Below are 17333 nucleotides of genomic sequence, written 5' to 3' on the forward strand. Positions count from 1 at the left end.
CGAGCCGGTACGTACTTCCGGACCCAGGGAGCTTTTTCCATGAGTGCCGAGACTCCGGTCCAGAGCGCCGGGACCTTCACCCGGTTGCGCCTGCGATTCCGTGCCTGGCGAGGCCACCGCCCGTTCTGGGCAGGTCTGTTCACGCTGCTCGGCGGTCTGCCGATCGCCTACTTCCCGTACGCCACGGTCAAGTTGGGCACCATGTCCATCGCCATGGCGACCACCGCGGGTGCGGGCTCCCTCATCATCGGCATACTGCTGTTCACGCTGGGTCTGACCATGTGGTTCCAGCAGGCCACGCGGATCTTCGCCGGCGTAGCCGCGATCGTCCTCGCCCTGGTGTCCCTGGTGGTCTCCAACATCGGCGGCTTCATCCTGGGCTTCCTGTTCGCCCTGGTCGGCGGAGCGCTCGCCGTCTCCTGGGCGCCTGGAGCGCCGCCCCAGCCGCAGGCGATGGGCGAGGACGGGACGCAGGGCGGTGCGCCCCAGGGCGCCGACCCCGACACCGCGATCCTGCGGCCCGTGATGGACGAGCCAGCGCCGTACAGGGCGCCGGAGCCCCCTCGCGACGGATCGTCGGGGCGGACGCCCGAGAGTGCCTGGGCCGGCGGCGACGACGCGAACGGGGGGTACCGTGTCGGCTGAGAACCTTCATGGCGAGGGCTCCGCGGCCGCGGCGGAGGTCAGAACGGGCCCCCGGCACGCGGCCCCCAAAAAGCCTCTGTTCAACAGATTCCACATGCCGGCCGGCAAAGCGATAGCCATGGCGGCGATGCCGACGGCCGTCCTCATGGGCATCGGGTTCACGCCGACGCTCGCGCTGGCCGACGACGCGCCGACCGCGAAGAGCCTGACGGCCGACGAGTACAAGGACTGCATCGCGGCGCTGGACGGTGCGTCCCCGTCCGCCTCGGCGAGTCCGTCCTCGTCCCCGGACGACTCCGACGGCTCCGCTACGGCGACGCCGTCCCCCTCGGCCTCCTCCGGCTCGGGATCGGACTCCGGGTCGAACTCGGGCGGCTCCTCGTCGGATTCGGGTTCCGGCGACCAGGCCACGCCCACGCCGACCCCGTCCGCCTCCGCGAGCAAGGAGGAGAGCAGCTCCTCCTCCGGCAGCTCCGGCTCCGACACCGCCACGGCGTCCCCCCCGGCCTCCGCGAGCGACGACGGCAACCTCCTGACGGACATCGGTGATGCGATCACCGGGATCTTCACGGGCGGCTCCGGCTCCGGCGACGCGTCCAGTGCCAGCCCTACGCCGACCCCCTCGGCCTCGGCGTCCAAGAGCGCGGACGACAGCGCGGGGGACACCGCCAAGGAGACGACCGAGAAGGTCACCGACACGGTGAAGGACACCGTGAAGGACACCACCGACACGGCGTCCAAGGCGGCCGAGGACACCACCAAGGCCGTGGAGGACACCACCAAGGCGGCCGAGGAGGCGGCGGCGGACGCCACGGCCTCCCCGAGCCCGTCGGCGAGTTCCACCACGGACGCCGAGGACTGCCCGGTCGCCACGGACGAGGTGGGCGACACCGAGCCCGGCGTGACGGTGGCCGACAACGCCTGGACCCTGAAGGCCAGTTCGCTGCTGCTCAAGGGTGCCGACTACCAGGGTGTCGTGGAGGTCAAGACGGCCAGCGGCAAGACCAAGAAGGTGCTGAAGTACGTCATCTCCGGCGGCACCGACATCGGTGACCTCCACCAGATCGTCACCGAGCGCGGCAAGACGTATCACGTGCAGGCGGGCAAGGGCACCACGTCCACGATCCGTGACGGCAAGACGACCATGTACACCGAGAGCATCTCCGGCAACCTGCTGGGGCTGATCCCGGTCACGTTCAGCCCGGACAGCCCCCCGCCGCTGAACATCCCGCTGATCTACTTCACCAATGTGACGGTCCAGCAGGCCGCCCAGTACGGCGGGACACTGACCGTGCCCGGGATGCACCAGTACAGCGAGGGCTGACCGACGCCCCTCACGAACCCTTCCGGGAGCCGCACACACGCTGAGGGTGTCCTCTTCAACAGAGGGCACCCTCAGCGCGTACGTGAGCCCTGGGGGCCGTGACAGAGAGGCTCCTACGGGACCACTACGCGCGTCGAGGTCTGCTTCGGACACGTGGAGCTCATGCTGCTGCGGCCCTACTACCGGGACGGCGTGCACATCCGCCGGGCCACCGCCGAGGAGTTCGCCGGCCTGGGCGAACGGCACCGGCTCGCGGCGGAGGACGCCGCGTACACCTGGATGCTGGAACCCGACGGTGACAGTTTCGTCGTCAGCGGCACACCGAGCCGGCGCGAGGCCGAGTACGCGCTGATGGGCGACCGGGAGGCCCTGTACGACGCGTCCCTGCCCTGGCCCCCGGACTTCCCCGCGGACGCCGGCACGATCGGCTGAGTACACGCACGGAGGGCGCCCCCTGCCACAGGCGGCGCCCTCGCTGTCGTACGGATTCCTACTGCGCGCCGCCGAGGTGGTGGACGCGCAGCATGTTGGTGGTGCCGGCGACGCCGGGGGGCGAGCCGGCGGTGATGATGACGATCTCGCCCGGGTTGAACCGGTTGATCTTGGTGATCTCCTGGTCCACCAGGTCGACCATCTCATCGGTGGTGTTCACGAACGGCACCACGTGCGACTCCACGCCCCAGCTGAGCGCCAGCTGGTTGCGGGTGCTCTCGTCCGTGGTGAAGGCGATGATCGGCTGGACCGCGCGGTAGCGCGAGAGACGACGGGCCGTGTCGCCGGACTGGGTGAAGGCCACCAGGCCCCGGCCGCCGAGGAAGTCGGCGATCTCGCAGGCGGCACGGGCCACCGAACCGCCCTGCGTGCGCGGCTTCTTGCCCGGGACGAGCGGCTGCAGCCCCTTGGACATCAGCTCCTGCTCGGCCGCGGCGACGATCTTCGACATCGTCTTCACGGTCTCGATGGGATACGCGCCGACCGAGGACTCCGCCGACAGCATGACCGCGTCCGCGCCGTCCAGGATCGCGTTGGCCACGTCGGAGGCCTCGGCGCGGGTCGGGCGGGAGTTGGTGATCATCGACTCCATCATCTGGGTCGCCACGATCACCGGCTTGGCGTTGCGGCGGCACAGCTCGATGAGGCGCTTCTGCACCATCGGGACCTTCTCGAGCGGGTACTCGACGGCCAGGTCGCCACGGGCCACCATGACGGCGTCGAACGCCATCACGACGTCCTCCATGTTGTCCACCGCCTGCGGCTTCTCCACCTTGGCGATGACGGGGACCCGGCGGCCCTCCTCGTCCATCACGCGGTGGACGTCGTCGACGTCCTTGGCGTCCCGGACGAAGGACAGCGCGACCATGTCGCAGCCCATGCGCAGCGCGAAGCGGAGGTCCTCGACGTCCTTCTCGCTCAGCGCCGGGACGTTCACCGCCGCGCCGGGCAGGTTGATGCCCTTGTGGTCGGAGACGACACCGCCCTCGATGACCATCGTCTTGACCCGCGGGCCCTCGACGTCCAGGACCTTCAGCTCGACGTTGCCGTCGTTGATGAGGATCTGGTCGCCGCGGGAGACGTCACCGGGCAGGCCCTTGTAGGTCGTCCCGCAGATGGTCTTGTCACCCGGGACGTCCTCGGCGGTGATGACGAACTCGTCACCGCGCTCCAGCTCCACCGGGCCCTCGGCGAAGGTCTCCAGGCGGATCTTCGGGCCCTGCAGGTCGGCGAGGACACCGATGGCCCGGCCGGTCTCCTTGGCGGCGGCACGGACGCGGTCGTACCGCCCCTGGTGCTCGGCGTGCGAGCCGTGGCTGAAGTTGAAACGGGCCACGTTCATGCCGGCTTCGATCAGCGAGACCAGCATCTCGTGGGAGTCGACCGCGGGGCCGAGAGTACAGACGATTTTCGAACGGCGCATGGGGCGATCCTATCGGTTTGTTTCGCTGCGGAATATTCCGTCTGGCGGAAGATACAAATGGGCGGAACGTCGCTCAGCTGGGTTACCGCTCAGTCGCCACGCGGTGGAGCCGCAAATCAATGCCGTGCGACCAGTGCGTAGGTCTGCGTCGCGATTTCCAGTTCTTCGTCGGTCGGCACCACGGCGACCTTCACCCGTGCGTCGGCGGGCGAGATCAGCCGCGGTTCGTCGCTCCGTACGGCGTTGAGCTCACGGTCCACCGCCGGGCCCAGGGTCTCCAGGCCCGCCACGGCGGCTTCCCGCACCGGTGCCGCGTTCTCGCCGACCCCGGCGGTGAACGCGATCGCGTCCACCGTACCGAGAACGGCGTAATAGGCGCCGATGTACTTCTTCAGACGGTGAATGTAGATGTCAAAGGCGAGCTCGGCCTGCTCGTCCCCCTCGTCGATCCGGCGCCGAATCTCCCGCATGTCGTTGTCACCGCAGAGGCCGACCAGTCCGCTCCTCTTGTTGAGAAGAGTGTCGATTTCGTCGATGGACATTTTGCCAACGCGCGCCAAATGGAAGATGACAGCCGGATCGGTGTCTCCGGAGCGCGTACCCATCACGAGTCCCTCCAAAGGCGTCAGCCCCATGGAGGTGTCCACGCACCTGCCGCCCCGGACCGCGGAGGCGCTCGCGCCGTTGCCGAGGTGCAGCACGATCACGTTGACGTCCTCGGGTGCCTTGCCCAGCAGCTTCGCGGTCGCCCGGGACACGTACGCGTGCGAGGTGCCGTGGAAGCCGTAGCGGCGGATGCGGTGCGCGTCGGCGGTCTCCACGTCGATCGCGTAGCGCGCGGCCGACTCCGGCATCGTGGTGTGGAACGCGGTGTCGAAGACGGCGACCTGGGGCAGGTCCGGGCGCAGCGCCCGCGCGGTGCGGATGCCGGTGAGGTTGGCCGGGTTGTGCAGCGGGGCGACCGGGATCAGCCGCTCGATCTCGGCGAGCACGGTCTCGTCGATCACCGTCGGCTCGGTGAAGGTCCTGCCGCCGTGCACCACGCGGTGGCCTATCGCGGCCAGCTCGGGGGAGTCGAGGCCGAGCCCGTCCTTCGCCAGTTCTTCCGCCACGGCCTTCAGCGCGGCGTCGTGGTCGGCGATCGGGCCGGTCCACTCACGGGGCTCGCTGCCCTGGGGGATGTGCTTCAGCCGGGAGGACTGCTCCCCGATGCGCTCGACGAGCCCCTGTGCCAGCCGGCTGCTGTCCCGCATGTCGAGCAGCTGGTACTTCACCGACGAGGAGCCGGAGTTGAGGACGAGGATTCGCGCAGAAGGGGCCGAGCGCAGCTCGTCGGACAGGGCGGTGGTGGGAGACGGGCGGGTGGCACTCACTGGGCGGAAGCCTTCTGCTCGGTCGGGATCTGGGCCTGGATCGCCGTGATGGCGACGGTGTTGACGATGTCCGAGACGAGGGCGCCCCGGGACAGGTCGTTGACGGGCTTGCGCAGCCCCTGGAGCACCGGCCCGACGGCGATCGCGCCGGCCGAACGCTGCACGGCCTTGTAGGTGTTGTTACCGGTGTTGAGGTCGGGGAAGATCAACACGCTGGCCTGGCCCGCGACTTCGGAGCCCGGCAGCTTGGTCTGAGCCACGGTCGGCTCGACGGCCGCGTCGTACTGGATCGGCCCCTCGATCCTGAGGTCGGGCCGCCGCTGCCGTACCAGCTCGGTGGCCTCGCGCACCTTGTCGACGTCGGCGCCCGAGCCCGACGTGCCGGTGGAGTACGACAGCATCGCGATCCGCGGCTCCACGCCGAACTGCTCGGCGGTCGCGGCCGACTGGATGGCGATGTCGGCGAGCTGCACGGCGTCGGGGTCGGGGTTCACGGCACAGTCGCCGTACACCAGCACCTTGTCGGCGAGGCACATGAAGAAGACCGACGAGACGATGTCGGCGTCCGGCTTGGTCTTGATGATCTCGAAGGCGGGGCGGATGGTCGCCGCCGTGGAGTGCACAGAACCGGACACCATGCCGTCCGCGAGGCCCTCCTGGACCATCAGGGTGCCGAAGTAGTTCACGTCGGAGACCACGTCGTAGGCCAGCTCGACCGTGACGCCCTTGTGGGCCCTGAGTGCCGCGTACTTCTCGGCGAAGGCGTCGCGCAGTTCGGAGGTCGCGGGATCGATCAACTGGCAGTCGCCGAGGTCGATGCCGAGGTCGGCGGCCTTCTTGCGGATCTGGTCGACCGGACCGAGCAGGGTGAGGTCGCACACACCCCGGCGCAGCAGAACCTCGGCGGCGTGCAGGACGCGCGGCTCGGTGCCCTCGGGCAGGACGACGCGGCGCTTGTCGGAGCGGGCCGTCTCCAGGAGCTTGTGCTCGAACATCATCGGGGTGAGGCGGTCGCTGCTCGGAGCGGAGACCCGGCGGGCGAGATCGGCGGTGTCGGCGTACCGCTCGAAGAGACCGAGCGCGGTCTCCGCCTTGCGGGGCGTGGCCGCGTTCAGCTTCCCTTCCAGCGCGAAGAGCTCGGCGGCGGTGGGGAAGCTGGTGCCGGCCACCGAGAGCACCGGGGTGCCGGGGGCCAGGCGGGCGGCGAGGGTGAGGACGTCGTCGCCCGGGACCTCGTTCAGGGTGAGCAGCACACCGGCTATCGGCGGCGTGCCGGCGCTGTGCGCGGCGAGCGAGCCGACGACCAGGTCCGCGCGGTCGCCCGGGGTGACCACCAGGCAGCCCGGGGTCAGGGCCTTCAGGAAGTTCGGCAGCATCGCGCCGCCGAAGACGAAGTCCAGGGCGTCCCGGGCGAGCCCGGAGTCGTCGCCGAGGACCACCCGGGCACCGAGGGCCTGCCCGATCTGGGCGACGGTGGGCGCGGCCAAGGCGGGCTCGTCCGGGACGACGTAACAGGGCACGGGCATCGGCCCCGAGAGCCGCTCGGCGATCTCCTCCCGGTCCTGGCGGGCCACCCGGTTGGTGACCATGGCGAGGACGTCGCAGCCCAGACCGTCGTAGGCCCGGTAGGCGTTGCGGGTCTCCGCGAGCACCGACTCGGCGGCCTGCCCCCGACCGCCCACGACCGGGATCACGGCGGCGCCGAACTCGTTGGCCAGCCGGGCGTTGAGGGAGAGCTCGTCAGGGAGCTGGGTGTCGGCGAAGTCGGTACCGAGGACCAGGACGACGTCGTAGTCGCGGGCCACCAGGTGGAAGCGGTCGACCAGGGTGGAGACCAGCTCGTCGGTGCCCTGCTCGGCCTGCAGCGCGGAGGCCTCGTGGTAGTCGAGGCCGTAGACGGTGGCCGGGTCCTGGGTGAGCCGGTAGCGGGCGCGCAGCAGCTCGAAGAGCCGGTCGGGACTGTGGTGCACCAGCGGCCGGAACACCCCCACCCGGTCGACCTGGCGGGTCAGCAGCTCCATGACCCCCAGTTCGACGACCTGGCGGCCGTCGCCGCGGTCGATCCCGGTCACGTACACGCTGCGGGTCACGCGTGATCTCCGTTCCGTCGCCTTCGGAAAAGTCGCTGTCATGAAAATCGCCCACCGAGGTGAGCGGAAACCCTCTTGACAATACCCCGGACGATGGATAAGGCGCCCGGCAGTACGGAGTGCGACGGCCCCGTGCGGGACGTGAAACAATCGGAATTGGCTCACCGGTGTCAACAGCGAGCAGGAGACACAGCACGATGCGTATCGGAGTTCTCACCGCAGGCGGCGACTGCCCTGGTCTGAACGCAGTGATCCGGTCGGTCGTGCACCGAGCGGTCGACCATTACGGCGACGAGGTCATCGGCTTCGAGGACGGCTACTCCGGCCTCCTGGACGGCCGCTACCGCGCCCTCGACCTGGACAGTGTCAGCGGCATCCTGGCCCGCGGCGGCACCATCCTCGGCTCCTCCCGCCTGGAGCGCGACCGGCTGCGCGAGGCGTGCGAGAGCGCCTCCGACATGATCCACGAGTTCGGCATCGACGCGCTGATCCCGATCGGCGGCGAGGGCACCCTCACGGCCGCCCGCATGCTGTTCGACGCCGGTCTCCCGGTCGTCGGCGTCCCGAAGACGATCGACAACGACATCTCCTCCACCGACCGCACCTTCGGCTTCGACACCGCGGTCGGTGTCGCCACCGAGGCCATGGACCGCCTCAAGACCACCGCCGAGTCCCACCAGCGCGTGATGGTCGTCGAGGTCATGGGCCGGCACGCGGGCTGGATCGCCCTGGAGTCCGGCATGGCCGCCGGTGCCCACGGCATCTGCCTGCCCGAGCGCCCCTTCGACCCGGCCGACCTGGTCAAGATGGTCGAGGAGCGATTCGCCCGCGGCAAGAAGTTCGCGGTCGTCTGCGTCGCCGAGGGTGCCCACCCCGCCGAGGGCAGCATGGACTACGGCCACGGCGAGATCGACCAGTTCGGCCACGAGCGCTTCCAGGGCATCGGCACGGCCCTGGCGCACGAGCTCGAGCGCCGGCTCGGCAAGGAGGCCAAGCCGGTCATCCTCGGGCATGTGCAGCGCGGCGGCGTGCCCACCGCGTACGACAGGGTCCTCGCCACCCGCTTCGGCTGGCACGCGGTGGAGGCCGCGCACCGGGGCCAGTTCGGCAGGATGACCGCGCTCAAGGGCACCGACATCGTGATGGTGCCGCTCGCCGAGGCGGTCACCGAGCTGAAGACGGTCCCGAAGGACCGGATGGACGAGGCGGAGTCGGTCTTCTAGGCATGCGTCCGGGCGGTCGCTGTCCTACGGCCGTCTCTCGACCGCCTCCCAGAACCGCTCCACGATCTCGTCCAGGAACTCCTGGCCGGCCTCGCCGGCGCGCTCGCCGCCTCCGCCCCAGCTCAGGGTGGACACCATCTGCCCCTGGTACTGCCGGTGCAGATCCATGAGGGTCTCCTCCACCAGCCGCCGGTCCAGGGGGACGATCTTCGCGATCTGACGGACGTAGGCCTGCCAGCGGGTGCCGACCGCGCCGCGCAGACACTCGGCGAGCCGCTTCTCGCGTCCTGTGACGGCGACGAAGTCCGGCAGGTTCAGCTCCAGCAGGGCGGCGAGAGCGGCGGACTGGCGGTCGGTGCCGCGCCACTCGTCGTGCTCCTCCATGCTCAGGTAGGTGAGCAGTTCGAGCCCCACGGCACGGGCGACGTCCTCGGGGGCGATGCCGCGCGCGACACGGTGCTCGCGCAGGGTGCGGGGGGCGGCCGATGAGTTCACCGGGCGAGCACCACAACACGCCCGCGAGAGCGGTGAGTTCCGGACTGGTGGGGCAGACGATCCCGCGCTCCCAGGCGACGACGAGATCCGGGGTGACGTAGGGGAGCCCGTACGAGACGCGCAGCCCGTAGGCCACGTGCTCGGGCCCCATGCCGAGAGCGACACGGAGTCTGCGGGCGGTGAGGTGGTCGAAGGGCGGTCCGGGCTGGTTCGGCAGGGCTGCGGGTCGGCGCACGGCCCACAAGTTAGGGAAGCGGACGCCCGGTGACTACGGTCTGTTCGGCCAGGAACACGGATTGTAGGAATCTACGGTTTCGGCCGTGTATTCGGGCTGGCCGAAGATCGTCTGTCGGCGGCGCGGGCGCCGCGGTGAGGATGGCGCCGGGTGCCCGGACGGGTGGCCGGAAAGAGGTGCGATCTTCGTGTACGAAGTGAATGGCAAGGTAGAGGGGCATATTCGCGAGCGGCTGCTGGCGCCGAACTTCTGGCATCTGGCGACCGTCGGTCCGGACGGAGCGCCGCAGGTCTCGCCCATGTGGGCGGATGTCGAAGGTGAGTACGTCATGGTCAACACGGCGATCGGACGTGTGAAGGAGGAAAACCTGCGGCGCAATCCGAACGTTTCCCTCTCCCACCACGACCCAGACAACCCCTACGACCGCGTCGAGATCCGGGGCCGGGTGGTGCGGTTCGTGGAGGGCGAGGAGGCGGAGCGCTCCATGGACCGGCTCACGCGGAAGTACATCGGCGAGGAGCGGTATCCGTGGCTGCTCGAGGGGGAGCGGCGGGTGATGCTGCTGATCGAGCCGGTGCGGGTGCGCAGGGTGGTGGGGGTGGAGCCGTTCCGGCCGGGGATCCTGCCCGAGGGGTGAGAGCGTTGCCGGGCCCCGGGAAGACGTGGGGACCTGCCGGGGCGGTACCGTCCGGGTCCGGCCCGGGGGCATCGCGAACGCCTCACCCGGGGGGCGGCAGACGGCACATCCCGTGACGGCCCTGGCCCGGCGGGCCGTCGGTGGATGCGGCAGTGGGCCGGCGGTCGGTCGGTGCCCCCCCCCGGCCCCGTGGTGCCGATCTCTTCGAGTACACCGACACCCGCGACCGGGCAGGCCGACGCCGGCCCGCGGCCGCGGGCGCCCGTCATCCCTTGACCGCCCCGCCCAGTGCGAAGCCCCCGCCCAGCCGTCGCGCGATCAGCACGTACAGCAGGATCACCGGCGTCGAGTAGACGATCGAGAACGCGGCGAGCTGCCCGTACGCCACCATCCCGCGGTTGCCGAAGAACTCGTTGATGCTCACGGACGCCGGCATCTGGTCCGGGGTGAGCAGCAGCATGAACGGCACGAAGAAGTTGCCCCACATCATGACGAAGGAGAAGACGGTCACGACCGCGACGCCGGGGCCCATGAGGGGCAGCACGATCCTGGTGAGCGACTGGAGGGAGCCCGCACCGTCCGTCCAGGCCGCCTCCTCCAGCTCCTTCGGTACGCCGTCCATGAAGTTCTTCATCAGCCAGATGGCGAAGGGGAGTTGGGACGCGGCGAAGAACAGGATCGTGCCCTGGAGGGTGTCGATCAGGTCGACCTGCACGAACAGCGCGTACACCGGCACCATGATCGCCGTGATGGGCAGGCTGGTCGCGAAGAGGATCGACAGCAGGAACGGCCGGTTGAGACGGGAGCTGAAGCGGGACAGGGGATAGGCCGCGAGGGCCGCGCAGACCACCGTCAGCAGGGTTGCCCCGCCGCACAGGATCAGGCTGTTGAGCAGCGGGGTGAAGGTGATGTCGGAGGTCAGGATCGCGTCGAAGTTCTCGAGAGTGACACCGTCGGGGGCCTTCACCCTCAGGTCGGCGTGCGGATCCAGGGCCGAGAGGACCACCCAGGCGAGCGGCAGCACGAACGCGGCGGCGACCGCCAACAGGCCTGCGTCGGCGGCCAGTCGGCGGTTGCGGCGACGGTCGGCGAAGTGTGTGGCGGCCATGGTCAGACCTCCGTCCGCAGCAGGCGCATGTAGACCACGGAGAAGACCGACCCCACCAGGAGCAGCAGCAGAGCCACTGCGGTGCCGTAGCCGATCATGCTGTTCTGGAAGGCCTGTTCGTACATGAAGAGGGGCAGGGTCTGGCTCCTGTCGCCCGGCCCGCCCCTCGTCATCACCCAGATCAGCCCGAAGACCGACAGCGTCTGGAGGGTGTTGAGCATCAGGTTCGTGCCGATGGAGCGCCGGATCATCGGCAGGGTGATGTGCCACATCCGGCGCCAGCCGCCGGCGCCGTCGACCTCGGCGGCCTCCGTGATCTCCTTCGGTATCTCGCCGAGCGCCGCCGTGTAGACCAGCATCGAGAAGGCGGTGCCGCGCCAGACGTTCGCGAAGGACACCGCCAGGATCGGCAGGGTGAACAGCCAGTTCTGGGACGGGAGATGGAGGAGGTCGAGCAGGGCGTTCAGCGTGCCCTCCTTGCGGAAGAAGGCGTAGAGGAGGAAGCCCGCGACGACCTCCGGGAGCACCCACGCGGTGATGACGATGCCTCCGGTGAGCGTGCGCACGGGCTTCGAGGCGCGCCGCATGAGCGCCGCGAGGGCCAGGCCCAGCGTGTTCTGCCCGATCAGCGACGACACGACCGTGAACACCAGGGTCAGCCATACGGCGTTGAGGAACTCCTCGTCCTGGAAGGCCGTGCGGAAGTTCTCGAAGCCGACGAAGGACGACTCGGCCTGACCGGTCAACTGCAGGTCGGTGAAGGCGATCCAGGCGCAGTAGGCGATGGGTCCGGCGAGGAAGAGGAGCAGCAGGACGAGTGCGGGCGTGACGGGGAGGGCGCGGGCGAGGGAGCGCCGGTTCACTTTTCGATCACTTGGTTGTCGGTGGCCTCCTTGAGCGAGTCGTCGTAGTTCCTGGCCGCCTCCTCGACGGAGGTGTCACCGGTCGTCACGCCCTCCATCGCCTCCTGGATCGCGGTGGAGACCTTCGGATACGCCGGGTAGGCGGGCCGGTAATGGGTGCTGGCGACCAGATCGGTGAAGAACTTGATGCCGGGCTGGGCCTTGGCGTACGCGGGGTCCGCGGCCACGTCCTCGCGTACGGAGATGCCCGAGTTGGCGACGTACCACTTCTGGGCGTTGGCCTTGGTCTGCATCGCCCTGATGAAGTCGAAGGCGAGGTCGGGGTTGGCCGCCTTGGCGGGGACGGCCCAGGTCCAGCCGCCGGACATGCTCACCTTGCCGGGGGCCTGGCCGTGCTGGGTCGGCATGTACGCGAGCCCCAACTTGCGGGACCACTCGGGCCATTCGTGTCCGCTGCCGGGCAGCCAGTCCTGCGGGAGCCAGGAGCCGTCTAGATTGATGCCGAGCTTGCCCTTGGGCAGCAGGTCGCCCCGGACGATGGTCTGGATGTTGGGGTCGAGGGCGGTGGAGACGTCCGGGCCGAGCTTCTCCCGGTAGACCGTCTCGACGAAGGAGAGGGCGTCCTCGAAGCCCTGGCTGCCGGCGATCCACTTCTTCGCGGCATCGTCGTACAGGCGGTCCTCGGTCCCGTACAGCAGCATCTCGAAGCCCTGCATGGTGGCGGCCTCGCCCGCGGGTTTGCCGGTGTAGACGTTGAGGGGGGTGACGTCCGGGACCCTGCGTTTGATGGTGCGGGCGGCGTCGAGGACCTCGTCCCAGGTCTTCGGCTGCCAGTCGGCGGGCAGGCCGGCCTTGGCGAAGATGCCCTTGTCGTACCAGAGCCCCCGGGTGTCGGTGCCGTCCGGGACGCCGTACGTCTTGCCGTCCGCGGCCTTGGCGGCGGCCTTCGCGGTGTCGATGAACCGGTTCCAGTCGGGCCACTTGGCGAGGTAGGCGTCGAGGGGCTTCAAGTACCCGCTGGTGATGTCGGAGTTGATGAGGAAGGTGTCCTCGTAGACCAGGTCGGGGGCGGTCTTCGCGGAGCGGAGCATCTGCTGCAGCTTGGTGTAGTACTCCGAGTCCGGGGCCTTGATCGGGACGAGTTCGACCTTCTTGCCGGGGTTCGCCTTCTCGAACTGCTTCTTGATGTCCGCGAGGTAGTCGTCCATGACGTGGATCGAGTTGTCCGTGGACTGCTTGAACGAGACCTTCACGGTGTCCGGATCGCTGCCGGAACCGCCGCATGCGGTGAGGGCGGATGCGGCGAGGGCGGTGGCGAGCAGGGAGGGAAGTACGGCGGTGGGGCGCACGGGCATGACCTCCTACGGGCTCACGTCGTTGTGGCCGGGACGGCTGCCGTGTGAACGTAAGAGGAGTGGTCTAGTCCCGTCAATGACCGTGCACGGGCTCGGACTCACCGGTCTCGGACCTACTGCTGCCCCTGCCCCCTGACCCACCGGTACTGCAACTCCGGCCGCCCTACCGTCCCGTACTGCGGACTGCGTGCCGCCCGGCCCGCGTCGACCAGATGTTCCAGGTAGCGGCGGGCCGTGATCCGGGAGATCCCGACCACCTCGGCCAGGCCGGTCGCCGTGAGCCCCTCCGCGCAGTCCCGCAGGGCCACCGTCACCCGCTCCAGGGTCGGCGCGCTGAGCCCTTTGGGCAGAGCGGCCGGGCCCGGTGCCCGGAGCGTGGCCAGCGCGCGGTCCACCTCGTCCTGACCGCTCGCCTCACCGGCCGACGCGTGGAACTCCGCGTACCGGATCAGCCGGTCGCGCAGGGTGGCGAAGGTGAACGGCTTCAGGACGTACTGCACGACACCCAGCGAGACGCCCTCGCGGACGACCGTCAGGTCCCGGGCCGACGTCACTGCTATCACGTCCGCCTGATGTCCGGCCGCGCGCAGCTGACGGGCCAGCTGGAGGCCGTGCCCGTCCGGCAGATGCAGGTCGAGCAGGAGCAGGTCGACGGCCGTGCGGTCCAGGAGACGGCGGGCCTCAGCGCCTGTGTGGGCCTTGCCCACGGCCGTGAAGCCGGTGACGCGGTTCACGTACAGGACGTGCGCGTCGGCGGCGACCGGGTCGTCCTCGACGACCAGGACACGGATGGGCTGCTGGGTGGTCATACGTCGCCTCCGGGGGCCGTGGCACCGCCGGGGACGGTGGCACTGTGGGGAACCGTGGCATCCTCGAGGTGCCCGGGGCCGCTCTCCAGGGGCAGCCGCACCTCGAACTCGGCGCCGCCCCCTTCGGCCTCCGCCACGGTCAGGGTGCCCTTGCAGCGGTTGACCGCCTGCCGGACGAGCGCCAGGCCGAGCCCGCGCCCGCCGGGACCCGCCGGCTTCGTCGAGAACCCGCGCCGGAAGACCGCCTCGGTGTGGGCCGGGTCGACGCCCGCGCCGGTGTCCGAGACCCGCAGGACCAGCCCGCGCCCGGCCGTGTCCGCCGTGCCCCCCGTGCCCGCCGTGTATGCCGTCACCGTCACCCGCGCCCGCACGCTGCCCTGCGCCGCGTCCACCGCGTTGTCGATGAGGTTGCCGAGGATCGTGACCAGGTCCCGGGCCGGAAGGCTCTCCGGCAGCAACCCGTCGTCCAGGCGGCTGTCCTCCGACACGACCAACTCCACGCCGCGTTCGTTCGCCTGCGCGGTCTTGCCCAGCAGCAGGGCGGCCAGGACGGGCTCGCTGACCGCCGCCACGACCTGGTCGGTCAGCGCCTGCGCCAGCTCCAGTTCGGCGGTCGCGAAGCCCACCGCCTGCTCCGCGCGGCCCAGTTCGATCAGGGAGACGACCGTGTGCAGCCGGTTCGCCGCCTCGTGGGCCTGGGAGCGCAACGCCTGGGTGAAGCCGCGCTCGGAGTCCAGCTCGCCCATCAGGGACTGGAGTTCGGTCACATCGCGCAGGGTGACCACGGTGCCGCGCTGCTCTCCGCCGGAGACCGGGGAGGTGTTGACGACCAGCACCCGCGAGGACGTCAGATGCACCTCGTCGTGCCGTGGCTCCGAGGAGAGCAGCGCACCCGTCAGCGGCGCCGGCAGCCCGAGGTCGGCCACCGACCGCCCGATCACCCTGTCCTGCGGGGACACGCCCAGCAACTCCCGTCCGCCGTCGTTGATCAGCGCGACACGGTACTGGCCGTCCAGCATGAGCAGCCCCTCGCGTACCGCGTGCAGGGCGGCCTGGTGATAGTCGTGCATCCTGCTGAGCTCGGCCGCGTTCATGCCGTGGGTGTGGCGGCGCAGGCGGGCGTTGACGACGTAGGTGCCGATGGCACCGAGTGCGAGCGCGCCGCCCGCGACGGCGAGCAGGGCGGTGAGCTGGCCCTGCACCCGCTCGCTGATCTTCTCGACCTGGATACCGGCGCTGACCAGGCCGATGACCTTGCCGCTGCCGTCCTTGACCGGGGTGACCGCCCGGACCGAGGAGCCCAGGGTGCCGGTGTAGGTCTCCGTGAAGGTCTCGCCCTTGAGCGCGCGCTCGGTGTTGCCGAGGAAGTGCTTGCCGATCTGGTCCTGGTCGGGGTGGGTCCAGCGGATGCCCTGCGGGCTCATGATCGTGACGAAGTCGACCTCGGTGTCGGCCATGACCCGCAGCGCGTAGGGCTGAAGTTCGGCCGTCGGTTTCGGTGTGCCGATGGCCTCCCGCACGGACGGCGAGTCCGCGACCGCCCGCGCCACGGCCCTGGCCTGAACGCGCGCCGCGTCCTCGGCCTGGCCCCGGTCGCTGACGTACGTGAACAGCGCGTACCCCGCCACGACCACGGCGATCAGCACGGCCTGCATGGCGAAGAGCTGGGCCGCGAGGCTCCGGGGTCTCGGTACGGGGATGCGCATGTCGTCAGTCTGCCTCCATGGCTGATTGTGAACTAAATGAACGGAAGGGTGACCGCCCTCACAGGGCGGGAGATAGTCACGGCATTCCTTCAAAAGCCCGGACGTGAGCCGCACGCCGGTCATGCCGACGACGACGTCAAGGAGGGCAGCCGTGGCCGCCAGCACCCCCGATACGGCACCCGCAGTCAAAAAGGACCGCACCCACTACCTCTACATCGCGGTGATCGTCGCGGTCGCCCTCGGTATCACGGTCGGCCTGGTCGCACCCGACTTCGCCGTGGAGCTCAAGCCCATCGGTACCGGCTTCGTGAACCTGATCAAGATGATGATCTCGCCGATCATCTTCTGCACGATCGTGCTCGGTATCGGATCGGTACGGAAGGCCGCCAAGGTCGGCGCCGTCGGCGGTATCGCGCTCCTCTACTTCACGATCATGTCGCTGGTCGCGCTGGGCATCGGCCTGGTCGTCGGCAACATCCTGGACCCGGGTACCGGCCTCGCCGTGACCGACGCGGTCAAGGACGTCGGCCATGCGCAGGTCGACGCGGAGGCCAAGGACACCACCGAGTTCCTGCTCGGCATCATCCCGACGACCTTCGTCTCCGCCTTCACCGAGGGCGAGGTGCTCCAGACCCTGCTGATCGCCCTGCTCGTCGGCTTCGCCCTGCAGGCCATGGGCCCGGTCGGACAGCCGGTCCTGCGCGGTGTCGAGCACATCCAGCGGCTCGTCTTCCGGGTCCTCGCCATGGTGATGTGGGCCGCCCCGGTCGGTGCCTTCGGCGCGATGGCCGCGGTCGTCGGATCGGCGGGCGTGGACGCGCTCAAGGATCTCGCGCTCCTGATGGTCGGCTTCTACATCACCTGCTTCCTGTTCGTCATCGTCGTGCTCGGCACCCTCCTGCGGATCATCGCGGGCCTGAACATCCTCACGCTCTTCAAGTACCTGGGCCGTGAGTTCCTGCTGATCCTGTCGACCTCGTCCTCCGAGTCCGCGCTGCCGAGGCTCATCGCGAAGATGGAGCACCTGGGTGTCAGCAAGCCGGTGGTCGGCATCACGGTCCCGACCGGCTACTCGTTCAACCTCGACGGCACCATGATCTACATGACGATGGCCTCGCTGTTCATCGCCGACGCCATGGGTACGCCGATGTCGATCGGCGAGCAGATCCCGCTGCTGCTCTTCCTGTTCGTCGCCTCGAAGGGCGCCGCCGGTGTCACCGGCGCCGGTCTCGCGACCCTGGCCGGCGGACTCCAGTCGCACAAGCCCGCGCTGGTGGACGGCATCGGCCTGATCGTCGGCATCGACCGCTTCATGAGCGAGGCGCGCGCCCTGACCAACTTCGCGGGCAACGCCGTCGCCACCGTCCTGATCGGCACCTGGACCAAGGAGATCGACCGCGAGCGCGTCGACCAGGTGCTCGCCGGTCACCTGCCCTTCGACGAGAAGACGCTCCTCGACCACGCTGACGACGACGTCTCGGCGGACATCCCCGAGCAGGGCGGCGAGAAGGAGCTGGCCAAGGCCTGAGCGGCCGCGGACCGCCGGCCTTACGGT

Annotated in this window: 13 protein-coding genes and 2 pseudogenes; 6 read left to right on the forward strand and 9 right to left on the reverse strand. The window is 69.6% G+C overall.

The window, feature by feature from the left end:
- Positions 1–39: 39 nt before the first annotated feature.
- The 3 genes and pseudogenes from QF027_RS33150 to QF027_RS33160 form a co-directional block, all read left to right on the forward strand.
- Positions 40–645, forward strand: a complete 606-nt coding sequence (locus QF027_RS33150; RefSeq protein ID WP_306976207.1) for a DUF6114 domain-containing protein — start codon at positions 40–42, stop codon at positions 643–645.
- Complete coding sequence (locus tag QF027_RS33155) at positions 635–1969, forward strand: hypothetical protein (RefSeq protein WP_373432031.1); 1335 nt, start codon at positions 635–637, stop codon at positions 1967–1969. The genes QF027_RS33150 and QF027_RS33155 overlap by 11 nt, the downstream gene beginning before the upstream one ends.
- A gap of 120 nt (positions 1970–2089) precedes the next feature.
- A pseudogene (locus tag QF027_RS33160) lies at positions 2090–2401 on the forward strand (hypothetical protein); the annotation flags it as partial.
- 58 nt (positions 2402–2459) lie between these two features.
- Here the strand turns inward: QF027_RS33160 and pyk are convergent.
- From pyk to pta, 3 genes are all read right to left on the reverse strand, one after another.
- Entirely contained in the window at positions 2460–3884 is a 1425-nt protein-coding gene (gene pyk, locus QF027_RS33165) for a pyruvate kinase (protein WP_306976204.1), read from the reverse strand.
- Between the two features lie 116 nt (positions 3885–4000).
- Positions 4001–5212, reverse strand: a complete 1212-nt coding sequence (locus tag QF027_RS33170; RefSeq protein WP_307082579.1) for an acetate kinase — start codon at positions 5210–5212, stop codon at positions 4001–4003.
- Positions 5213–5253: 41 nt separating this feature from the next.
- The gene (gene pta, locus QF027_RS33175) at positions 5254–7347 is read right to left on the reverse strand and encodes a phosphate acetyltransferase (protein ID WP_307078789.1); all 2094 of its coding nucleotides are present in this window, start codon (positions 7345–7347) and stop codon (positions 5254–5256) included.
- A gap of 197 nt (positions 7348–7544) precedes the next feature.
- On the opposite strand from pta, the gene QF027_RS33180 reads away from it, so the two are divergent.
- Positions 7545–8570 carry an ATP-dependent 6-phosphofructokinase gene (locus QF027_RS33180; RefSeq protein ID WP_307078791.1) on the forward strand — a complete coding sequence of 342 codons (1026 nt, stop codon included), beginning with the start codon at positions 7545–7547 and terminating at the stop codon, positions 8568–8570.
- Positions 8571–8594: 24 nt separating this feature from the next.
- Here the strand turns inward: QF027_RS33180 and QF027_RS33185 are convergent.
- Positions 8595–9300, reverse strand: a pseudogene (locus QF027_RS33185) (helix-turn-helix domain-containing protein).
- A 187-nt stretch (positions 9301–9487) separates the two neighbouring features.
- On the opposite strand from QF027_RS33185, the gene QF027_RS33190 reads away from it, so the two are divergent.
- Entirely contained in the window at positions 9488–9937 is a 450-nt protein-coding gene (locus tag QF027_RS33190; RefSeq protein ID WP_306986532.1) for a PPOX class F420-dependent oxidoreductase, read from the forward strand.
- A 265-nt stretch (positions 9938–10202) separates the two neighbouring features.
- Here the strand turns inward: QF027_RS33190 and QF027_RS33195 are convergent, their stop codons facing one another.
- The 5 genes from QF027_RS33195 to QF027_RS33215 form a co-directional block, all read right to left on the reverse strand.
- Positions 10203–11045, reverse strand: a complete 843-nt coding sequence (locus QF027_RS33195) for a carbohydrate ABC transporter permease (RefSeq protein WP_307078793.1) — start codon at positions 11043–11045, stop codon at positions 10203–10205.
- 2 nt (positions 11046–11047) lie between these two features.
- Positions 11048–11908 (reverse strand): carbohydrate ABC transporter permease, encoded by an 861-nt coding sequence (locus tag QF027_RS33200; RefSeq protein ID WP_307078795.1) that lies wholly within the window; start codon positions 11906–11908, stop codon positions 11048–11050.
- Positions 11905–13263 (reverse strand): extracellular solute-binding protein, encoded by a 1359-nt coding sequence (locus QF027_RS33205; RefSeq protein ID WP_307078797.1) that lies wholly within the window; start codon positions 13261–13263, stop codon positions 11905–11907. Before QF027_RS33205 ends, QF027_RS33200 begins: the two co-directional genes overlap by 4 nt.
- A gap of 113 nt (positions 13264–13376) precedes the next feature.
- Positions 13377–14072, reverse strand: a complete 696-nt coding sequence (locus QF027_RS33210; RefSeq protein ID WP_057612029.1) for a response regulator — start codon at positions 14070–14072, stop codon at positions 13377–13379.
- Complete coding sequence (locus tag QF027_RS33215; protein ID WP_307078799.1) at positions 14069–15778, reverse strand: sensor histidine kinase; 1710 nt, start codon at positions 15776–15778, stop codon at positions 14069–14071. Before QF027_RS33215 ends, QF027_RS33210 begins: the two co-directional genes overlap by 4 nt.
- A 121-nt stretch (positions 15779–15899) precedes the next feature.
- Here QF027_RS33215 and QF027_RS33220 point away from each other — a divergent pair, with 121 nt between their 5' ends.
- Positions 15900–17306: a cation:dicarboxylate symporter family transporter gene (locus QF027_RS33220; RefSeq protein ID WP_306986531.1), complete on the forward strand. Its 1407-nt coding sequence runs from the start codon at positions 15900–15902 to the stop codon at positions 17304–17306.
- Positions 17307–17333: the final 27 nt, after the last annotated feature.

The sequence above is a fragment of the Streptomyces canus genome, assembly GCF_030816965.1.
GTDB classification, from domain to species: Bacteria; Actinomycetota; Actinomycetes; order Streptomycetales; family Streptomycetaceae; genus Streptomyces; species Streptomyces canus_E.

Excerpts from the sequence above, each read along its gene's own strand:
- QF027_RS33150 (WP_306976207.1), top strand. The coding sequence starts at position 40 with ATGAGTGCCGAGACTCCGGTCCAGAGCGCCGGGACCTTCACCCGGTTG.
- pyk (WP_306976204.1), bottom strand. The coding sequence starts at position 3,884 with ATGCGCCGTTCGAAAATCGTCTGTACTCTCGGCCCCGCGGTCGACTCC.
- QF027_RS33180 (WP_307078791.1), top strand. The coding sequence starts at position 7,545 with ATGCGTATCGGAGTTCTCACCGCAGGCGGCGACTGCCCTGGTCTGAAC.
- QF027_RS33195 (WP_307078793.1), bottom strand. The coding sequence starts at position 11,045 with ATGGCCGCCACACACTTCGCCGACCGTCGCCGCAACCGCCGACTGGCC.
- QF027_RS33205 (WP_307078797.1), bottom strand. The coding sequence starts at position 13,263 with ATGCCCGTGCGCCCCACCGCCGTACTTCCCTCCCTGCTCGCCACCGCC.
- QF027_RS33210 (WP_057612029.1), bottom strand. The coding sequence starts at position 14,072 with ATGACCACCCAGCAGCCCATCCGTGTCCTGGTCGTCGAGGACGACCCG.
- QF027_RS33215 (WP_307078799.1), bottom strand. The coding sequence starts at position 15,778 with ATGCGCATCCCCGTACCGAGACCCCGGAGCCTCGCGGCCCAGCTCTTC.
- QF027_RS33220 (WP_306986531.1), top strand. The coding sequence starts at position 15,900 with ATGCCGACGACGACGTCAAGGAGGGCAGCCGTGGCCGCCAGCACCCCC.